Here is a 15,890-nt window from a genome sequence, read left to right on the forward strand (position 1 = left end):
TCGCGTCATCAGTAGATGCCAACATCGAGCGGCTGCTCCGACGCGATTGTCTTGAGACGGTCGGTGTAAGATGCCAACAGGGTCACCCGCTCGCTCTGCTCCAGCCGGACGGGCCCGTAAGCAATCTGCGGCGCAAGCACGTCAAAGCCGGTGAACTGGAGAATTCCGCGGTGAATGGGCCGCAGGATCGCTGTGATATCGCCATTGAAGCCGCCCTTCTCATAGGCGGTGCTCGGGCCGCCGGTTGTCAGTGACAGCATGGCACGTTTGCCTTTGAACACGCCGTCCGCATAGATCCTGCCGCCGCCATAGGTGCGGCCCATCGCAAACACGCGGTCGACCCAGCCCTTGAGGATTCCCGGCAAGCCAAACCACCACAGCGGAAACTGCCAGATCATCAGATCGCACCATTCGATCTTCTGGATTTCACGCTCGATTTCCTCCGCAAAACCGTAGTTCTCGGACGCGTGCAGCTCTTCAATCTGTTGCTTGAAGTAGTCGGGATCCTTGACCGTGATGAAGTTATGCCGGCTCGACACGGGATCAAACTGCATCGCATAGAGGTCCGACGTCTTGACCTCATGGCCTGCAGCGCTCAGCGCTTCGACTGCCGCCCGATACATCGCGCCGTTGAAGCTCTGGTGCTCGGGATGCGCGAGCACGATGAACACCTTCATGATTTCCCCCGCATCAAGACCCCGCTGGAGTTCGAGCACTCCGCGCACTGATTGGAACCGGCCTGCGGCCGAGATGTTACATGAAGGTCACAGCGGCGCACAATCAGCCGCCGTTCTCTGTCCGTTCGGCACAGTTGATGAGGACTCCAGAGCAGGCGCAGTAGAATGGGACCAGGTTGGGTGCGCTTTGCGAAGGAGAGCGAAAATGCCAGCCTATACGAGACCAAGCGAAGAGCAGGGATTGGCTCCGGTCGTATGCCCCGGTTGTCTGGGGTTCTTACCCATGCATGTTCGGGAGGTCGAACCGCATTGGAACTCGGCCAGGATCGACCTGGTCTTCGAATGCGCAGATTGTGGCGCCGAGGTCAGACACAGCGTGCACAGGCCCGCTCTGCGCCACTAGCGCTTCGCTTCCGAAGTTCGCCGCCAAGTGCGTGGTGATATACGCGAAGGTCGGAAACGGAGCACAGCCACGTTCACGTCGCCGCTGTTCAAGGCCTCGTGCTTCACTTAATGCGTCACTTGGCGAACCTCACTCCAATTCGGATTGCACTCGCGAAAGTGGTGCGCGATCTCGTCCAGAGCTCGCCTCTCCCACTCCTCCGCCTGCGCCAGCCAAAACGCCCGCCGTTGCACATCCACCGCGGCACGTTCCCGGCACAAATATTCCTGACTGCGGATTTCCACGAGTCTGATCATGCTCACTCCCGAGATACAAACCCAAGCAGGCATCGCACTCTAGCAAGTCCAGTGGGAATTGGCGTCACGGCATCGTGCTCAGGCCGCGTTTTCTGTTCGCGACATCTATTGCAACGCAACAGGACGTTTAAGCGAGATGAGTGCGGTCACGCGCACCTGACGTAGCAATGAAAACCGCCATAGATCCCGGAGCGGTCCAGTTCGGCGCCGACCGCGCTGCGCTCTTCGTCGCGCTGCCAGCGGCCGCGAAGCCCAGAAAGCGTGACGGCCTCCAGCGGGGAGGCGCTGCCCGTCGTACGACATACGACGCGGATGCGTTCGCTCCCGGCGCGATCAATCGCGGTCCACAGCTTACGGATATCGTCGACGCCCATCGAGTCCTGCACGTCCAACAATGCGACGGCGTCGACTTCGCGCGCCGGCAGGCTGTCCAGGAATTGGGCGAGATTGGCTCGGACGGGAATGATCACGCCAACGCCGTTGCGCATGCGAGGGAAATGACGGCGCTGCAAATAGGGCGGCAAGCAGCGATCATCAGGACCGGAATAGGCACGACGCAGAGCCTGCCAGGCAAAGTAGTTGCTGTCGGCGGGATGACCGTCGATCAGACGTAGTAGTCGCCGGTAGAGAACCACATCGAGAGGAGCTTCAGCCTGCAAGAGAGCCCGCTGTTGCGGTGAAATTCCGAGGCTGAACAAGAGCGCCTGGGCGCGTGCCACGAGCCGCAACGGCGTCGAATGAAACAGACGACCAAGACGCGCCATCGCTTCCAGCCGGGCCGGAGAATCAACCGCCTCCATCAACAAAACGTCAAGGTCGATCCCAAGAACACGCGTGATCTGGTGGGCAAAGCCGATCGCCCGACCGAGCAGTCCATGCCGGTAGAGCCCATCGGTGAAATAGGTGTAGCGGCGGCGCCCGAGGACGTTGTGTCCATCCCAATAACTTCGGGTCGGCGCATCGAGCAGAGGACGCAGCTTCTGAAGGTAACGCTCGGCGTTTGCAGGCGACGCCGCCTCGCCGAAAAACTCCCAGAACTCGTCGTAGCTGCCAAACGCACGGACACCCGCGAGCCGCAGTTTGAGCAATGCCAACTGGGATTCGCTGCGATCGACGGCAAAAATCTGCGCCGGCTGTGCGGTCAGGTAAGAGAGCGCATTGCAACCACCAGACGAGACCGTCACGATTGTGGAACCGAGCGGCAATTGCAGGGCTGCGAGATCCGCTTCCGGATCGTCCCAGCTCTGGGTGTGGATCAACCGTCGCACCGAAAACGCGACCGCCCTGTCCCAGAGCGTCATCCCGTTCTCAAGCCCGCTGCCGCGCGTGGCTCCAGCAATCAGTTGCGTCGTCATCCGTGCCTCGGCTCACCGATTCGACAAGGATAGCGCGGACGCAATGCAATTATGCGACAGGGAGACCCGCGTGACTTGTTACAAGTCTGTTGCACTTGCCTCGAAGATCAAGCGCTTAGTCGCCCGATCCTGGAGCGGCTGAATGATTACGGCGCAGCGTTCGCCATGCTTCGACGCTGCCGAACAGCGCAAGCGCGATCACAAACGGCAACAGATGGTAAAGAATCCGGAAGATAAGGAGTGCAGCGAGGACAGGATCCTTGTCGTCACTTCCCAGACCGAGCAGGATCGTTGCATCGAACATCCCTATTCCAGCCGGCGCATGGCTGGCGAAGCCCAGCAGAGTGGCCGCAATGAACACGGCCATCAGGCGCGAGAGCTCAACGTCGAGTTCTGCTGGAATCAGCACGTACATCGCAAGCGCTGCGGCGCTCAGATCAAACAAGCCGATCAGGATCTGGACGAGCACCAACGGACCCGACGGAAGCCGCACCGGCCAGCGCTTGCTGCGCCGTCCAGGCCAGCTCCAGACCACGAAACCGAGCACCCCGGCCAGCAGCGCAGTCGCCACCAGCCGATTGAGCGTAGGCGGCCAATACTCGACCCAACCAAAGGCATCGGGATCGATCATGAGGCTTAGCCCAAGGGCAGTCAGATTGCCGAGCCAGAAAGTGAGACCGGTCAGGAAGCTGATATTCGCGATGTCGATCGCGCCCAATTTGTAGCGCGAGTAGACTCGATAGCGAATCACCGGAGCGATCAAGGCGACGGCCCCGATGCCATGGGCGATAGGATAGCTCGTGAAGCTCGCAAGGGCCGCCATGCGAAACGGAACATCGCGTCGGCCGATGGTCCGAAGCGCAAGCAAGTCGTAGAGCGTCAGGCTGGCGTAGGACATGATGATCAGCAGTAGCGCCAGCGCGATTAACCGCGTATCCGTATCTTCCGCGATCGCCAACGCGTGAGCTATATCCAGCTTCTTGATCGCACGCGTCAGCGCGTAGATCGCCGCGCCGGCAATCATCATGCTGACCGCAAGGCCGCCGAGACCTCGGAGCCACGTCCTGCGGCTCAATGTTGCCTGCGGCTTTTCGTCGGTCAGGGCGGCGAATCCATGGGAGCCTTGCGGCGCGGACGCGCCAGCCGATTCGGGTCGATTCATGGCGCCGTTTGACACGGGGATGTGACAGCTAAGTTACCGTTGCAGTCTCTCTCAGGCATGCGAGTCCTTCCATTCAAGATATTAACCATCGGCGTTAGCGTGTATCGACCTGTTTGCCACACATCCCGCATTGCGGTGCGACCGATCATGAGAATTTGAATTAAGCTCTGCGGCATCAACGCATATTGAAGAAGCCTGTGCAAATACCGATGCATGATGGTCGCATCTTCGTCATGCGGCGTAGGTAAGAGGCCCGCAACGCAGCACGCATTCGAGGCAGCATGAACGCGGAAACCGATCACGACTTAACGCAGGATCAGTGGGAGACGCTCAAGGCGCTCCGGCTTCCTGTGCGCGAACGCCGCAGGCTCAGCGGCCTGATGGTTGATCAGCTCGTAGCTGCCGGGCTGGTGGCAATGATCGAGGGCACGCCTGCGCTGACGCAGGCGGGCCGAAAGGTCCTGATCAGAGGCTCGTCGCGGCTTCTGGACGTAGCCGCCTGATATAGTTTCCGATCTTGAATTCACACAGAACCAACGCCGTCACCACAAGGTTTGTTGGGCGCGCTCCGGCCACTCGCGATCATACTGTTCCGCATCGACCTGCTTTGCGCTCATATCGGCCAGGATCTGACCTGGCGTCGGTAGGTCCTTAGGGTCGACGCGGTTATCAGGGTTCCACAAATCGGAACGCACAATGGCGCGTGCACATTGAAAGTAGACCTCGTCGACGGTCATGACGAGAACACTGCGCGGGGTCTTGCCGTCGATCTTGAACGAGGCAAGCAGCTCGGGATCCGCTGACAACTGTGCCTGTCCATTCACACGCAAGGTGTTGCCGGATCCTGGAATCAGGAACAGCAGCGCGATGCGCGGATCACGAACGATGTTGCGCAGCGAATCGATGCGGTTGTTGCCGCGGCGATCCGGCATCATCAACGTCTTGTCATCGTGAATACGGACGAAGCCGGGCAGATCGCCGCGCGGCGAACAGTCCAGTCCCTCGGGTCCGGAGGTCGCGAGCGCCACGAAAGGCGATTTCTCGATCATGACACGGTAGTGCGCCGTTACCCGATCGGCGACTTTCACAGTCGATGTCAGACCTGTCTTGCCGTAGATGGCTTCGAGCTGCTCGATCGTGGTGATGGTCGACATGGCGTCCTTTCCGCTCAATTTGGCCCTGCTCCACCGAACTCGCGCGTAATCATCCCTAGCAGCGTGCTTGCGTGCCGCTTCGCATCGCCGACATTGCAGATCGTGAGATCTGCGAGGAACGGATCTTCCGAGACGGCCCGATGAAGTCGCGCGTCAAGATCACCATCACTCGGGCGATGCCGCTGCGCCAGCCGTTCGGCGAGGACGTCCGAAGGTGCAGTGACAGCGACGACCACCACATGCGCGTAGGCGCGGCGAAATGCCGCGATCACGCGGCGCGAGACGTTGACGACGACGGTTCGGCCGGCGCGGATATCGCCGTCAATGTCACGCCGCAGACCATACAAGTGTCCATGCGCTTCCCAATGGATGGCGAACTGATCCCGCGCCAAAGCCAGCCGGAACGCCGTCTCATCCAATTCGTCGTTATCTTCAGACGTCGACGCGCGCCGCGTGACGACGCGTCGCGGGAAAACGACGCGGTCATCGCCGGCACATTCGGCGCGCGCCAGATTGATCAGCGTATCCTTGCCAGCCCCACTCGGTCCGACCACCAGCACGATCCGGCCGGGCCCAAGCTTGAGTGGCATGTCGGTCGAGGGGGCTGACGTCTCGCTCATGCGACACGCATTCCTTCGCGCCACACGCTGCGGACAACCGGAACGGCGCCGGCAATATGCACCCGGATCAAGTCCGCGCGTTTGCCTGGTGCGATCTCGCCGCGATCCGAAAGACCGACGGCTTCAGCCGGTGCTTTGGTCACGGTGCGAACCGCGGCAGCGAGGTCAATCGAAGGCACCCGCTGCGGTAGTTGCAGCGCGCCCAACAACAGGCTCGAGGGCACGTAGTCGGACGAGAGGATATCAAGCAGGCCATCGCGGGCGAGATCGAGCGCCGCAATGTTGCCGGAATGCGAACCGCCACGCACGACATTCGGCGCGCCCATAAGGATGCAGATGCCGGCCTGATGCAAACCGCGCGCAGCTTCGATCGTGGTCGGGAACTCCGCCACCGAAATGCGATCCTTGATCGCATCGGCGACGTTCTCCTCCGTCGTATCATCATGACTGGCGAGCGGGACATTGTGCTTCCGCGCCAGCGCGATGATCTCGCGCAGATTGTCCGATGCATAGGCTTTCTGATAGGCGAACCGGCGCTCGAACAGAATGTCGAGCTCTGCATCGGTCCTGCCGCCGCCTTTGCCGCGATAGTAGTCGCGCAGCTTGCCTTCATCGCGGAACTGCCGTTGCCCCGGCGTGTGGTCCATCAGTGACATCAAGCGCACGTCCGGACGGCCGGCGAGCTCCGAGGCTTCACGGACCACGGTCGGCATCGGGATCTCGCAGCGCAAATGCAGAAAATGATCCGCCCGCAGCAGGCCGCCATCGCGAGCTGATCCGATCGCGTCAGCCAGCATGGCGGCCCGGCCTTCGACGTCGCTGGTGCCTTCCTCACTCCAGACCCGCAGCGAATCCAGAACCGTGGTGATGCCAGCCGTCGCGAGCTGCCCATCATAAGAGATCACCGCGGCGATCGGGTCCCAGAACACCTTCGGTCGCGGGACGAAATGTGCTTCCAGATGATCGGTGTGCAGTTCGATGAGCCCGGGCATGATCAGGTCCCCCGCGGCGTCTTCGCTTCCCGCAGGGCTCTTGCCCTCACCGATCGCGGCAATCTGGCCGTTGACGACTGCCACCCAGCCTTGCTCGATGACGCGGTCGGCCAGGACAACCCTGGCATTGCCGATCACGTTCTCGGAATTGCTTAGGGCCATGCTATGTCTGTCCTGTTCATGCTGCTGCTGCAAATGCCGTGACGTCCACGGTGCTATCAGCGATCTGCCGGCGAATGTCATCATCATGGACAATCGCGATCATCGCGACGCCCGCCTTCTTCTTGGCCTCGATCAGTTCCACAACGACTGACCGATTGGCGGCATCGAGCGATGCGGTCGGCTCGTCCAGAAGGAGGATCGGCAGGTCGGAAATGAAGCCGCGCGCGATGTTGATGCGTTGCTGTTCGCCGCCGGAGAAAGTCGATGGCGGCAGGCTCCAGAGACGTTCGGGGATGTTGAGACGACGCAGCAGCTTTGCGGCCTGTTCGCGCGCGATCTCTCGCGGCGCGCCGGTTGCGATCAAAGGCTCGGCGACGACGTCGAGCGCAGGCACGCGCGGCACCGCACGCAGGAACTGGCTGACATAGCCGATCGTATGGCGGCGTACGTTCAGGATCGCACGCGGCTCGGCCTGCGCCAGGTCCAGGATGACGCCCTGGTGCCGAACCCCGATACGACCACCGTCGCAGCGGTAGTTGCCGAAGATCATCTTCAGGATCGACGACTTGCCCGCGCCGGAGGGGCCGGACAGCACCATGCACTCGCCCGCATGGACCTGGAATGACACGCCGCGCACCACGGCCAGCCGGATGCCGCCCTGCAGGTGCATGGTGAAGGTCTTTTCCGCGCTCTCGATGGCAATCATCACGGACATCGGCGTCGACCTCATGGCGGCAGGATCGAAGACACAAGTAACTGGGTGTAGGGCTCGCGTGGATCGTCGAGCACCTGGTCGGTCAGGCCGGTCTCGATCACGCGGCCTTCCTTCATCACGATCACGCGGTGTGACAGCAGCCGCGCGACCGCGAGGTCGTGCGTGACGACGACGGCCGCAAGTCCCAGCTCATTGACCAGGCTGCGCATCAGATCGAGCAGACGCGCCTGCACCGAGACGTCGAGCCCGCCGGTCGGCTCATCCATGAAGACAAGCCGCGGCTCGGTGACCAGATTGCGCGCGATCTGCAGCCGCTGGCGCATGCCGCCGGAATAAGTTCGCGGAGCATCGTCGATGCGGGCGACGTCGATCTCGACCCGGTCGAGCCACGAAGACGCCGTCTGGCGTATCCGGCCATAATTGTTCCAGCCGACCGCCATCAGCCGCTCGCCGACATTGGCACCCGCCGAGACCGCCATGCGCAGGCCTTGCGCCGGGTCCTGGTGGACATAGCCCCAATCGGTCCGGAACAGGAAGCGGCGCTCGGCCTCGCCCAGCGCCGCAAGGTCGCGCAGCACGCCATCGCGCATGCGGTAGGACACGCGGCCGGCACTCGGCGCAAGCTGCGCCGACAGCATCTGCAGCAGGGTCGACTTGCCGGAGCCTGACTCGCCGACGATCGCCAGCACCTCGCCTGGATAAAGCGTGAAAGAAATATCGCGGCAGGCGACGAGCCGCCCGTACGTTTTTGCAAGGCCCTCCGCAACGAGCAGCGGCTGGTCTGACATGCCGGGCGCCTCAATCATGCGCGGCCTCCTTGTGCGGAGCGGCGGCCTGGCTGCCACGATGCCCGGCCGCCTGGCGGCCCTCGCAGTAATCCGTATCAGAGCAGACGAACATCCGGCTGCCCTTGTCGTCGGTGACAATCTCGTCGAGATAGGAATCCGCCGCGCCGCAGAGTGCACAAGGCGCGTCGAACTTGTAGCGCGTGAACGGATGGTCCTCGAAATCGAGGGACACCACCGACGTATAAGGCGGGATCGCGTAGATGCGCTTCTCGCGCCCCGCGCCGAACAGCTGCAGCGCCGGACAATTGTCCATCTTGGGATTGTCGAATTTCGGCGTCGGCGATGGATCCATCACGTAGCGCGCATTGACCTTGACCGGATAGGCGTAGGCCGTCGCGATGTGACCGAAGCGCGCGATGTCCTCATAGAGCTTCACATGCATCAGGCCATATTCGGCCAGCGCATGCATGCGCCGCGTCTCGGTCTCGCGCGGCTCCAAATAGCGCAGCGGCTCCGGGATCGGCACCTGATACACCAGCACCTGCCCGGCCCGCAGCGATGCCTCCGGAATGCGATGCCGGGTCTGGATCACGGTTGCGACCTCGGTTGAGGTCGTCGTGGTGACACCGGCGGTCTTGGCAAAGAACTTGCGGATCGAGATCGCATTGGTGGTGTCGTCCGAGCCCTGGTCGATCACTTTCAGCACATCGGTGGGGCCGAGAATCGCGGCGGTCACCTGGACGCCGCCAGTGCCCCAGCCATAGGGCATCGGCATCTCGCGGCTCGCGAACGGAACCTGATAGCCGGGAATCGCGATTGCCTTCAGGATCGCGCGGCGGATCATCCGTTTGGTCTGCTCGTCGAGATAAGCAAAATTATAGGTTGGCGCGTTCATTCCGCTGCCTCCTGCAACGAGGGCGCCGCATTCGCCTCCTCGAATTCCTTGCGCAGCTTGCGCAACAGCCCGAGCTCCGACTGGAAGTCGACATAATGCGGCAGCTTCAAGTGCTCCACGAAGCCGGTCGCCTGGACATTGTCGGAATGCGACATCACGAATTCCTCGTCCTGCGCGGGCGCAAGGACGTCCTCGCCCAGCTCACGTGCGCGCAGAGCGCGATCGACCAGAGCCATCGACATCGTCTTGCGCTCGCTCTGCCCGAAGGCAAGGCCATAACCGCGGGTGAAGCACGGCGCTTCGGTGGCCGAGCCCTTGAACTGGTTCACCATCTGGCATTCGGTTAATTCGATCGAGCCGAGCGGCACGGCAAAGCCAACCTCTTCCGCCATGAACTCGACTTCGACCTCGCCGAAGCGGATCTCGCCGGCGAAAGGATGATTGCGGCCATAGCCGCGCTGGGTCGAATAGCCCAGCGCCAAAAGGAAGCCCTCATCGCCGCGCGCCAGATTCTGCAGCCGCAGATCGCGTTCGGCAGGAAAGCCGAGCGGCTCGCGCGTGAGATCGCCGACATCAGCATCGGCTTGCGCCTGCGGCGACGGCTCGATCAGCCCGTCGCGCCCGAGGATGTCGGTCACTCGCGGCGTCGACGCGTCCGATGCTTCGCCGACGGCCGGCGGCGCGGGCTCGATGCCATGAACAAGCTGCGGATCGAGCAACCGATGCGTATAGTCGAACGTCGGCCCGAGCACCTGGCCACCGGGAATATCCTTGAATGTCGAGGAAACACGACGCTGCACCCGCATCTGACCGGTATCGACCGGCTCGGTCACACCGAACCGCGGCAGCGTGGCGCGGAAAGCGCGCACCAGGAAGATCGCCTCGATCAGGTCGCCACGCGCCTGCTTGATCGCCAGCGCCGCGAGCTCACGGTCGTACAGCGAGCCCTCACCCATCACGCGATCGACCGCGAGCCCCAACTGCTCGGCAACCTGCGCCAGCGAAATTTCCGGAACGTCGCGATCGCCGCGCCGCTCATGCGCAAGCAGCCGGTGCGCATTTTCGATCGCGCGCTCGCCACCCTTGACTGCGACATACATGATCAGCCTCCCGCGACGACGAGCCGCGTCGTGCGCGGGATCGCAACCATACTGTCGTCATGAACCAGCACGACATCGATGCCGCGCGGAAACAGCTCTTCGTTGATCGCAAGCCGATCAAACAGATCATCCGGCGCAATCGCAGTACACAGCGTTGCCGCGCCGTCAATACCAGGGCCGCGCAGCTCGTAAGCGCGTCCTTCGCCCAGGCTGGCAACCTGCAGGATCAGCGTCGTCGAACGATCGGGATATTCGCCGCTGCCGAGCGCAAACGATTCCAGATCTGGCAACAAGCCGCCGTCTCGGATCAGCGCAAAGCTCGCTCTTACCGTCTCGGCCACGACCGGCGCGCCGGTGTGGAATTTGAGCCATGTCGCAACGTCAGGCCCAGTCGCCAACGCCGGATCGAGCCAGACAGGCGTGTCGTGATCGAACAAGGTCAGCGCAAGCGCTGCCGCGGCGCGCGTCAGGCCGGACGGCACACCGACAGTGGCAGCGACACGCTGAATGGTGCCGGGCCGCGCCATCGCCTCCATGACGGCGCGGAAGGTCGATTGCGCCGAGAGCACCGCATCGGGAAAACCCGCCAGGAGATCCGAGATCATCGCCTCCATTCAGCCCTCCCCGCGCACCATGGTGTAGAACTCCACCTTCGTTGCCGCCGCTTCGCGCGCCTTCTGCTCACGCGACGCCAGCATGCGTTGGCGCAACGGGAACACGACCTGCATCTCGACCGCATCGCCATGACTGTCGGCCTGGATCAGCGCGTCACACAGCGCGATCAGCCGCGCCTTCTCGCTGTCGCGCCCCAGCACGTAACCGAAACCGACCTCGCCGCTGGCCAAGCGCACCGCCGCCCGCGACACCGTCGCCTCGCCGAGATTGAACGGCGCCCCATCGCCGCCGATCCGACCGCGGACCATCACCAGCCCGTTCTCGGGCGCGCGCAGCTCCTCGTGCGCCGGCAGCGCCATCGGCTGCAGTCGCGCGGCGATATCGACCGCCGGCGCATGCGCCAGGACACTCATCGCGGCCTTGCGCCTGTCCTTTATCGCCTCTGCCTTCATCGCCATTTTCCGATCTTGCCGGCCTCAAGTTGTCTATGATACTAGACAACTTGATAAGCCCGCGCAATGACGGTTTGATGACATGGGCGTGATTTTCACCACCTCCGACGAGACGCGGCGATGAGCATGCAGGATGCAGTTTCTGGAGTGGCCCTGTGGCGTCAGGTCGCCGATGGAATCGAACGCGACATCGCCGAAGGCCGCTTTGCGGCCGGCGCGCGGCTGCCGGGCGAAACCGAAATTGCCGAGATCTATCGTGTGAACCGCCATACCGTGCGGCGGGCGCTGGCAGCGCTGGCCGAACGCGGGCTGGTGCGTGCCGCGCGCGGCAGCGGCACTTATGTCGAAACGCCGCGCCTCGCTTACCCGCTCAGTTCGCGGACGCGGTTTTCCGAGATCGTCGGCGCTGAGGGCCGCGAGCCGCGCGGCCAGCTGATTGCGGAATCGCAGGAGCCCGCGTCACGGGACCTTGCGCGAGAGCTCGGACTGAAGACCGGCGCCCCTCTGGTGCGAATCGAGGGGCTGCGTTTCGCCGACAAGATCCCGATTTGCGTCAGCACGTCCTGGCTGTCGGCGGAGCGGTTTCCGGATGCGGGCCGCATCTTTGCCTCGACCCGCTCGATGACTGCGCTGCTCGCGCATTATGGCATCCGCGATTATCGTCGCGGCGCGACCAGGATCACCGCCGCCATTGCTGAGGCCACGGACGCCGCGCGGCTCGACCTGGCACTGGGACGGCCGGTGCTGGTCGTCGATAGCACTGACGTCGATGCCGACGGCAAGCCGCTCGTCACCAAGCGCTCGCGCTTCGCCGCCGAGCGCGTGACGTTCGAGATCGCAGGCTCATAGGCTACGCGATGGCGCGGCGGCCGATGATGGCAAAGCGCAGCTTGCCGGAGATCCAGTCGATCGCCGCAACCGCCACCAGGATCATCAGGATCAGGAACGACACGGTCTGCCATTCCAGCACGCGGATCTGCTCCGCAAGCTGCAGGCCGATGCCGCCAGCGCCGACGATGCCGATGATTGTCGCCGAGCGGGTGTTGGACTCGATGAAATAGAGCACCTGCCCCGCGATCACGGGCAGAACCTGCGGAATCAGGCCGAAGCGGACTTCGTGCAACCTGCTGCCGCCAGCGGCGCGAATGCCTTCCACCTGCTTCCGGTCCGCGGCTTCGATCGCCTCCGAGAACAGCTTGCCGAGCGCGCCGAAGTCGGAGATCGCGATGGCCAGCACGCCGGCAAACGGGCCGAGCCCGACCACATTGATCCAGACCAGTGCCCAGATCAGCTGGTCGACGCCGCGGATGGTGTCGAATATCCGCCGCACCGGAAAACGGAAGATCGCGGACGGCACGACGTTGCGTGCGGCAAGCAGGCTGATGGGCAGCGCTGCAAGTGCCGCGAGCGTCGTCCCCAGCAGGGCGATCGAGAGCGTCTCGCCCAGCGCCTTGAGATAAAGCGGTAGCGATGAACCGGGATCCGGCGGCAGCATCATCCGTGCGATCCAGCCGAGCTGGCTGAGTCCCGAGAGCATCCGGCTGGGGGAAAATTCCAGATCGACCAGACCGAACCCGAAGATCGCAAGCGCGAGCACCAGCATCAGCGGCGTCGCGAGGCGCGCGGCCATCGGCCGGTCAAAGACGTGAGGATAGCGGCCGCGCAGCTGCTGTGGATCCGGCCGTTCCAGCTGGCTCATGTGCGCGCCTCTGCGCCAAACAGCCTCGCGCGCAGCCAACCGGTGCTGATATCGATCAAGAAAACCGTGACCACGATCATCACCAGGATCGCACTGACATCGGAATAATAGAACTTGCGGATTGCCACCACGAGCTCCTGCCCGATGCCGCCGGCGCCGACGAAACCCATCACCGAGGCTTCGCGGACGTTGATCTCGAAGCGCAACAGCGTGTAGCTGACGAAGCCGGCGATGACCTGCGGCAAGACCGCAAACCGCATGGAAGAAAGCCAGCTCGCCCCGGTCGAACGGATGCCTTCGACCGGCTTCATGTCGGCATTCTCAACCACTTCCGAGAACAGCTTGCCAAGCGCGCCAGTCGAATGAACTGCGATCGCGAGCACGCCGGCCATTGGCCCGAGGCCGAACGCGATGACGAAGATCAGCGCGAACACGATACCCGGAACGGTTCGGGCGAACTCCAAAAGACGTCGGACTAAAAAGCGCGGCCAGGGAGCTGGTGAGGTGTTTTCAGCAGCCAGAAAGTTGAGGCAGAACGCAAACACCATCCCGGTCAAGGTGCCGACATAGCTGATCAGGAGCGTCTCGCCGAGCAGCTTGAGCCACTTTTTCGAGCCCCAGAACCACTCTGGAATATTGGTCCAGACCCGGCTGCCGTCATCGAGCTTCAGGATACGATCGAAATAGCTGACGAAATTGCCGAAATAGGTAAAGAAGGTCCGGAAGTTCACTTCGGCGCCGATGCCGGCCAGCACAAGCAGCGCAATGAAGAGGATGGTTGCGACGTAGAACCGAAGCCGCTTGCGCGCGATAGCGCCGCGATACTCCGCGTTGAGCGCGTCCAGTTGCTGGCTGGGAAGAATGGAGACAGCGGATGTCATTGCGGGCCCGCGCGGCAGCAAAGGGAAAAGGCCGGGTCCGATCGACCCGGCCCTGGAACGCCTATGACCCGTCAGGACGCCTTCTTGCGCAGGCTGTCGACGAATTTGATCAGCTCGATCGTCTTGTTGTAGTCCTCGTTCGCGATCGGCTCCCAAGGACGGTTCTTGCCGTCGGACAGCTTCTTGAAGGCTTCCGGATCCTTCTGCGCGGCATCCAGGAACGCCTGCTTGATCGCAGCCTTCATGTCATCCGGCAGGTCGGACAGATAAGCGTAAGGCGAGTTGATAATCATGTCCGACTTGACGATGATGCGGAAGTCATCCTTCGTCATCGGCTTGCCGTCCGCCGTCTTCACCATGTTCTTGGTGAGCATACGGGTCAGGTTGGAATCGTCCTCGCTGTTCCACCAATTCGCGGCGACGTCGACCGTGCCCTGGGCCAGCGCGAGCACTGCGTTCTCGTGGCTGCCGGTGAAGACGACCTTGGAGAAATAGGTCTCGGGATCGATGCCGAGCTGGTTCAGCTTGAACCGCGGCATGTTGTTGCCGGACGTCGAATTCGGATCGACGAGACCGAGGTTCTTGCCCTTGAGGTCCTCGACCTTGTGATAGGGGCTGTTCGCCAGCACATAGAATACCGAGTAATAGCCCTTCGAACCGTCGGAATTAACGTCGATCACGAAGGCATCGGTCTTGACACCGGTGAGACGGGCACGAGCAAACGACGCGGGGCCATAATAGCCGATATGGATGTTGCCGGCGCGCTGGCCCTCGATCACCGCAGCGTAGTCGTTGGCGACCCGGAGCGTCACCTTGATGCCGAGCTCCTTGGAGAGATAGTTGACGAACGGCGTATAGCGCTCGACGACGCCGGAACCGTTCTCGGAGGGGATCGCCGCGAACGTGATTTCGGGATATTTCGCACGCCAATCTTCCGCGGAAGCGGACGCAGTGAATGCGATGGACGCCATGCCGGCCAGAACGACTCGACGGTTGATCATGATTTATCCTCTGGGATCAGGTGGGACTCGATTTTTCCTAAAATGGCCGCTCGTCATGAGCGGCCATTTTGGAAACACGGACAATCAGGCCACGGCCGCTTGGCCGAGGGTCGGAACGGTTTCGGCTGGCGAAGGAAGCGTCGCATCCATCACTTCGTCCGCTTCAAGGTCGTAAAGCTCGCGAGCGATCTGAGGCGTCAGCGCCGCCGGCACATCGTCGAAGACGACGCGGCCGGTGGCCATGCCGATCAGGCGATCGCAATAGCCGCGCGCCAGATCGAGCGAATGCAGGTTGCAGATCACCGTGATGCCGAAATGCTTGTTGATGCGTAGAAGCGCATCCATCACGATCTTGGTATTGCGCGGATCGAGCGAGGCGATTGGCTCGTCGGCGAGAATGAGCTCGGGCTCCTGCACTAGGGCGCGCGCGATGGCAACGCGCTGCTGCTGACCGCCGGAGAGCTGGTCAGCGCGCTGAGCCGCCAGCGCGGCCATATCGAACTGCTCGAGCGCCGAGAGGGCGACCGCAACGTCCTGCCCTGGCCAGAGCTGCGCCAGCGAGCGCCAGGATGGGATATGCGCCAGCCGTCCCATCAGAACATTGGTCAGAACATCGAGGCGGCCGACCAGGTTGAATTGCTGAAAGATCATCGCCGAGCGGGCGCGCCATTGCCGCAACTCACGACCACGCAGCGCGGTGACATCGACATCCTTGAACAGGATCCGACCGCCACTGACGGGGCTCAGCCGATTGATCGACCGCAAGAGAGTTGATTTACCGGCGCCGGAGCGCCCGATGACGCCGACGAAGCTGCCCGGCATGATGGAGAAGGATGCATTGTCAACTGCGGCTTTCGCGCCGAAACGGCACGTCAGACCATCTACCACCAGCATTGGGTTCTCCGGACCGGTTCGCTTCCGGA

Annotated in this window: 19 protein-coding genes; 2 read left to right on the forward strand and 17 right to left on the reverse strand. The window is 62.6% G+C overall.

Annotated features, from left to right (window positions below):
• Positions 1-8: 8 nt before the first annotated feature.
• From BRAS3843_RS34400 to BRAS3843_RS34415, 4 genes are all read right to left on the reverse strand, one after another.
• Entirely contained in the window at positions 9-677 is a 669-nt protein-coding gene (locus tag BRAS3843_RS34400) for an NAD(P)H-dependent oxidoreductase (protein ID WP_008973856.1), read from the reverse strand.
• 510 nt (positions 678-1,187) lie between these two features.
• Entirely contained in the window at positions 1,188-1,376 is a 189-nt protein-coding gene (locus BRAS3843_RS34405) for a hypothetical protein (RefSeq protein ID WP_035983784.1), read from the reverse strand.
• Between the two features lie 146 nt (positions 1,377-1,522).
• Positions 1,523-2,731 (reverse strand): BtaA family protein, encoded by a 1,209-nt coding sequence (locus BRAS3843_RS34410; RefSeq protein WP_008973858.1) that lies wholly within the window; start codon positions 2,729-2,731, stop codon positions 1,523-1,525.
• 115 nt (positions 2,732-2,846) lie between these two features.
• On the reverse strand, positions 2,847-3,755 hold the full coding sequence (locus tag BRAS3843_RS34415; RefSeq protein WP_008973859.1) for a YbhN family protein: 909 nt from the start codon (positions 3,753-3,755) through the stop codon (positions 2,847-2,849).
• 419 nt (positions 3,756-4,174) lie between these two features.
• Between BRAS3843_RS34415 and BRAS3843_RS34420 the strand changes: the two genes are divergently transcribed.
• On the forward strand, positions 4,175-4,396 hold the full coding sequence (locus BRAS3843_RS34420) for a hypothetical protein (RefSeq protein WP_008973861.1): 222 nt from the start codon (positions 4,175-4,177) through the stop codon (positions 4,394-4,396).
• Positions 4,397-4,435: 39 nt separating this feature from the next.
• On the opposite strand, the gene BRAS3843_RS34425 is transcribed toward BRAS3843_RS34420, so the two are convergent.
• The 9 genes from BRAS3843_RS34425 to phnG are packed head-to-tail and all read right to left on the reverse strand — an operon-like array spanning position 4,436 to position 11,386.
• Positions 4,436-5,047 carry a pyridoxamine 5'-phosphate oxidase family protein gene (locus tag BRAS3843_RS34425; RefSeq protein WP_008973862.1) on the reverse strand — a complete coding sequence of 204 codons (612 nt, stop codon included), beginning with the start codon at positions 5,045-5,047 and terminating at the stop codon, positions 4,436-4,438.
• Positions 5,048-5,061: 14 nt separating this feature from the next.
• Positions 5,062-5,667: a phosphonate metabolism protein/1,5-bisphosphokinase (PRPP-forming) PhnN gene (gene phnN, locus BRAS3843_RS34430; RefSeq protein WP_008973863.1), complete on the reverse strand. Its 606-nt coding sequence runs from the start codon at positions 5,665-5,667 to the stop codon at positions 5,062-5,064.
• A complete protein-coding gene (locus BRAS3843_RS34435) occupies positions 5,664-6,821 on the reverse strand; it encodes an alpha-D-ribose 1-methylphosphonate 5-triphosphate diphosphatase (protein ID WP_008973864.1) in 1,158 nt (385 codons plus the stop codon). The genes phnN and BRAS3843_RS34435 overlap by 4 nt, the downstream gene beginning before the upstream one ends.
• A gap of 16 nt (positions 6,822-6,837) precedes the next feature.
• On the reverse strand, positions 6,838-7,536 hold the full coding sequence (gene phnL, locus BRAS3843_RS34440) for a phosphonate C-P lyase system protein PhnL (RefSeq protein WP_035983803.1): 699 nt from the start codon (positions 7,534-7,536) through the stop codon (positions 6,838-6,840).
• Between the two features lie 11 nt (positions 7,537-7,547).
• On the reverse strand, positions 7,548-8,342 hold the full coding sequence (gene phnK, locus BRAS3843_RS34445; protein ID WP_008973866.1) for a phosphonate C-P lyase system protein PhnK: 795 nt from the start codon (positions 8,340-8,342) through the stop codon (positions 7,548-7,550).
• On the reverse strand, positions 8,335-9,219 hold the full coding sequence (locus BRAS3843_RS34450; RefSeq protein WP_008973867.1) for an alpha-D-ribose 1-methylphosphonate 5-phosphate C-P-lyase PhnJ: 885 nt from the start codon (positions 9,217-9,219) through the stop codon (positions 8,335-8,337). The genes phnK and BRAS3843_RS34450 overlap by 8 nt, the downstream gene beginning before the upstream one ends.
• Complete coding sequence (locus BRAS3843_RS34455; protein ID WP_008973868.1) at positions 9,216-10,319, reverse strand: carbon-phosphorus lyase complex subunit PhnI; 1,104 nt, start codon at positions 10,317-10,319, stop codon at positions 9,216-9,218. The genes BRAS3843_RS34450 and BRAS3843_RS34455 overlap by 4 nt, the downstream gene beginning before the upstream one ends.
• 2 nt (positions 10,320-10,321) lie before the next feature.
• Positions 10,322-10,933 (reverse strand): phosphonate C-P lyase system protein PhnH, encoded by a 612-nt coding sequence (gene phnH, locus BRAS3843_RS34460; RefSeq protein WP_008973869.1) that lies wholly within the window; start codon positions 10,931-10,933, stop codon positions 10,322-10,324.
• Positions 10,934-11,386 (reverse strand): phosphonate C-P lyase system protein PhnG, encoded by a 453-nt coding sequence (phnG, locus tag BRAS3843_RS34465; RefSeq protein WP_008973870.1) that lies wholly within the window; start codon positions 11,384-11,386, stop codon positions 10,934-10,936.
• A gap of 120 nt (positions 11,387-11,506) precedes the next feature.
• On the opposite strand from phnG, the gene phnF reads away from it, so the two are divergent.
• Positions 11,507-12,235, forward strand: a complete 729-nt coding sequence (phnF, locus tag BRAS3843_RS34470; RefSeq protein WP_008973871.1) for a phosphonate metabolism transcriptional regulator PhnF — start codon at positions 11,507-11,509, stop codon at positions 12,233-12,235.
• 1 nt (position 12,236) lies between these two features.
• On the opposite strand, the gene phnE (BRAS3843_RS34475) is transcribed toward phnF, so the two are convergent.
• The 4 genes from phnE (BRAS3843_RS34475) to phnC all read right to left on the reverse strand — a co-directional run bounded on the left by phnE (BRAS3843_RS34475) (position 12,237) and on the right by phnC (position 15,861).
• Positions 12,237-13,085 carry a phosphonate ABC transporter, permease protein PhnE gene (phnE, locus tag BRAS3843_RS34475; protein ID WP_008973872.1) on the reverse strand — a complete coding sequence of 283 codons (849 nt, stop codon included), beginning with the start codon at positions 13,083-13,085 and terminating at the stop codon, positions 12,237-12,239.
• The gene (gene phnE, locus BRAS3843_RS34480) at positions 13,082-13,966 is read right to left on the reverse strand and encodes a phosphonate ABC transporter, permease protein PhnE (protein ID WP_008973873.1); all 885 of its coding nucleotides are present in this window, start codon (positions 13,964-13,966) and stop codon (positions 13,082-13,084) included. The genes phnE (BRAS3843_RS34475) and phnE (BRAS3843_RS34480) overlap by 4 nt, the downstream gene beginning before the upstream one ends.
• Before the next feature lie 71 nt (positions 13,967-14,037).
• Positions 14,038-14,967, reverse strand: a complete 930-nt coding sequence (phnD, locus tag BRAS3843_RS34485) for a phosphonate ABC transporter substrate-binding protein (protein ID WP_008973874.1) — start codon at positions 14,965-14,967, stop codon at positions 14,038-14,040.
• A gap of 84 nt (positions 14,968-15,051) precedes the next feature.
• Positions 15,052-15,861: a phosphonate ABC transporter ATP-binding protein gene (phnC, locus tag BRAS3843_RS34490; RefSeq protein WP_008973875.1), complete on the reverse strand. Its 810-nt coding sequence runs from the start codon at positions 15,859-15,861 to the stop codon at positions 15,052-15,054.
• Positions 15,862-15,890 lie beyond the last annotated feature (29 nt).

Origin of the sequence: Bradyrhizobium sp. STM 3843, from assembly GCF_000239815.1 — a bacterium.
GTDB lineage: Bacteria > Pseudomonadota > Alphaproteobacteria > Rhizobiales > Xanthobacteraceae > Bradyrhizobium.

Excerpts from the sequence above, each read along its gene's own strand:
- BRAS3843_RS34415 (WP_008973859.1), bottom strand. The coding sequence starts at position 3,755 with ATGATTGCCGGCGCGGCGATCTACGCGCTGACGCGTGCGATCAAGAAG.
- phnK (WP_008973866.1), bottom strand. The coding sequence starts at position 8,342 with ATGATTGAGGCGCCCGGCATGTCAGACCAGCCGCTGCTCGTTGCGGAG.
- BRAS3843_RS34405 (WP_035983784.1), bottom strand. The coding sequence starts at position 1,376 with ATGATCAGACTCGTGGAAATCCGCAGTCAGGAATATTTGTGCCGGGAA.
- phnF (WP_008973871.1), top strand. The coding sequence starts at position 11,507 with ATGAGCATGCAGGATGCAGTTTCTGGAGTGGCCCTGTGGCGTCAGGTC.
- phnD (WP_008973874.1), bottom strand. The coding sequence starts at position 14,967 with ATGATCAACCGTCGAGTCGTTCTGGCCGGCATGGCGTCCATCGCATTC.
- phnG (WP_008973870.1), bottom strand. The coding sequence starts at position 11,386 with ATGAAGGCAGAGGCGATAAAGGACAGGCGCAAGGCCGCGATGAGTGTC.
- BRAS3843_RS34425 (WP_008973862.1), bottom strand. The coding sequence starts at position 5,047 with ATGTCGACCATCACCACGATCGAGCAGCTCGAAGCCATCTACGGCAAG.
- BRAS3843_RS34410 (WP_008973858.1), bottom strand. The coding sequence starts at position 2,731 with ATGACGACGCAACTGATTGCTGGAGCCACGCGCGGCAGCGGGCTTGAG.
- phnE (WP_008973872.1), bottom strand. The coding sequence starts at position 13,085 with ATGAGCCAGCTGGAACGGCCGGATCCACAGCAGCTGCGCGGCCGCTAT.
- BRAS3843_RS34455 (WP_008973868.1), bottom strand. The coding sequence starts at position 10,319 with ATGTATGTCGCAGTCAAGGGTGGCGAGCGCGCGATCGAAAATGCGCAC.
- phnH (WP_008973869.1), bottom strand. The coding sequence starts at position 10,933 with ATGGAGGCGATGATCTCGGATCTCCTGGCGGGTTTTCCCGATGCGGTG.
- phnE (WP_008973873.1), bottom strand. The coding sequence starts at position 13,966 with ATGACATCCGCTGTCTCCATTCTTCCCAGCCAGCAACTGGACGCGCTC.
- phnC (WP_008973875.1), bottom strand. The coding sequence starts at position 15,861 with ATGCTGGTGGTAGATGGTCTGACGTGCCGTTTCGGCGCGAAAGCCGCA.
- phnL (WP_035983803.1), bottom strand. The coding sequence starts at position 7,536 with ATGTCCGTGATGATTGCCATCGAGAGCGCGGAAAAGACCTTCACCATG.
- BRAS3843_RS34450 (WP_008973867.1), bottom strand. The coding sequence starts at position 9,219 with ATGAACGCGCCAACCTATAATTTTGCTTATCTCGACGAGCAGACCAAA.
- phnN (WP_008973863.1), bottom strand. The coding sequence starts at position 5,667 with ATGAGCGAGACGTCAGCCCCCTCGACCGACATGCCACTCAAGCTTGGG.
- BRAS3843_RS34400 (WP_008973856.1), bottom strand. The coding sequence starts at position 677 with ATGAAGGTGTTCATCGTGCTCGCGCATCCCGAGCACCAGAGCTTCAAC.
- BRAS3843_RS34420 (WP_008973861.1), top strand. The coding sequence starts at position 4,175 with ATGAACGCGGAAACCGATCACGACTTAACGCAGGATCAGTGGGAGACG.
- BRAS3843_RS34435 (WP_008973864.1), bottom strand. The coding sequence starts at position 6,821 with ATGGCCCTAAGCAATTCCGAGAACGTGATCGGCAATGCCAGGGTTGTC.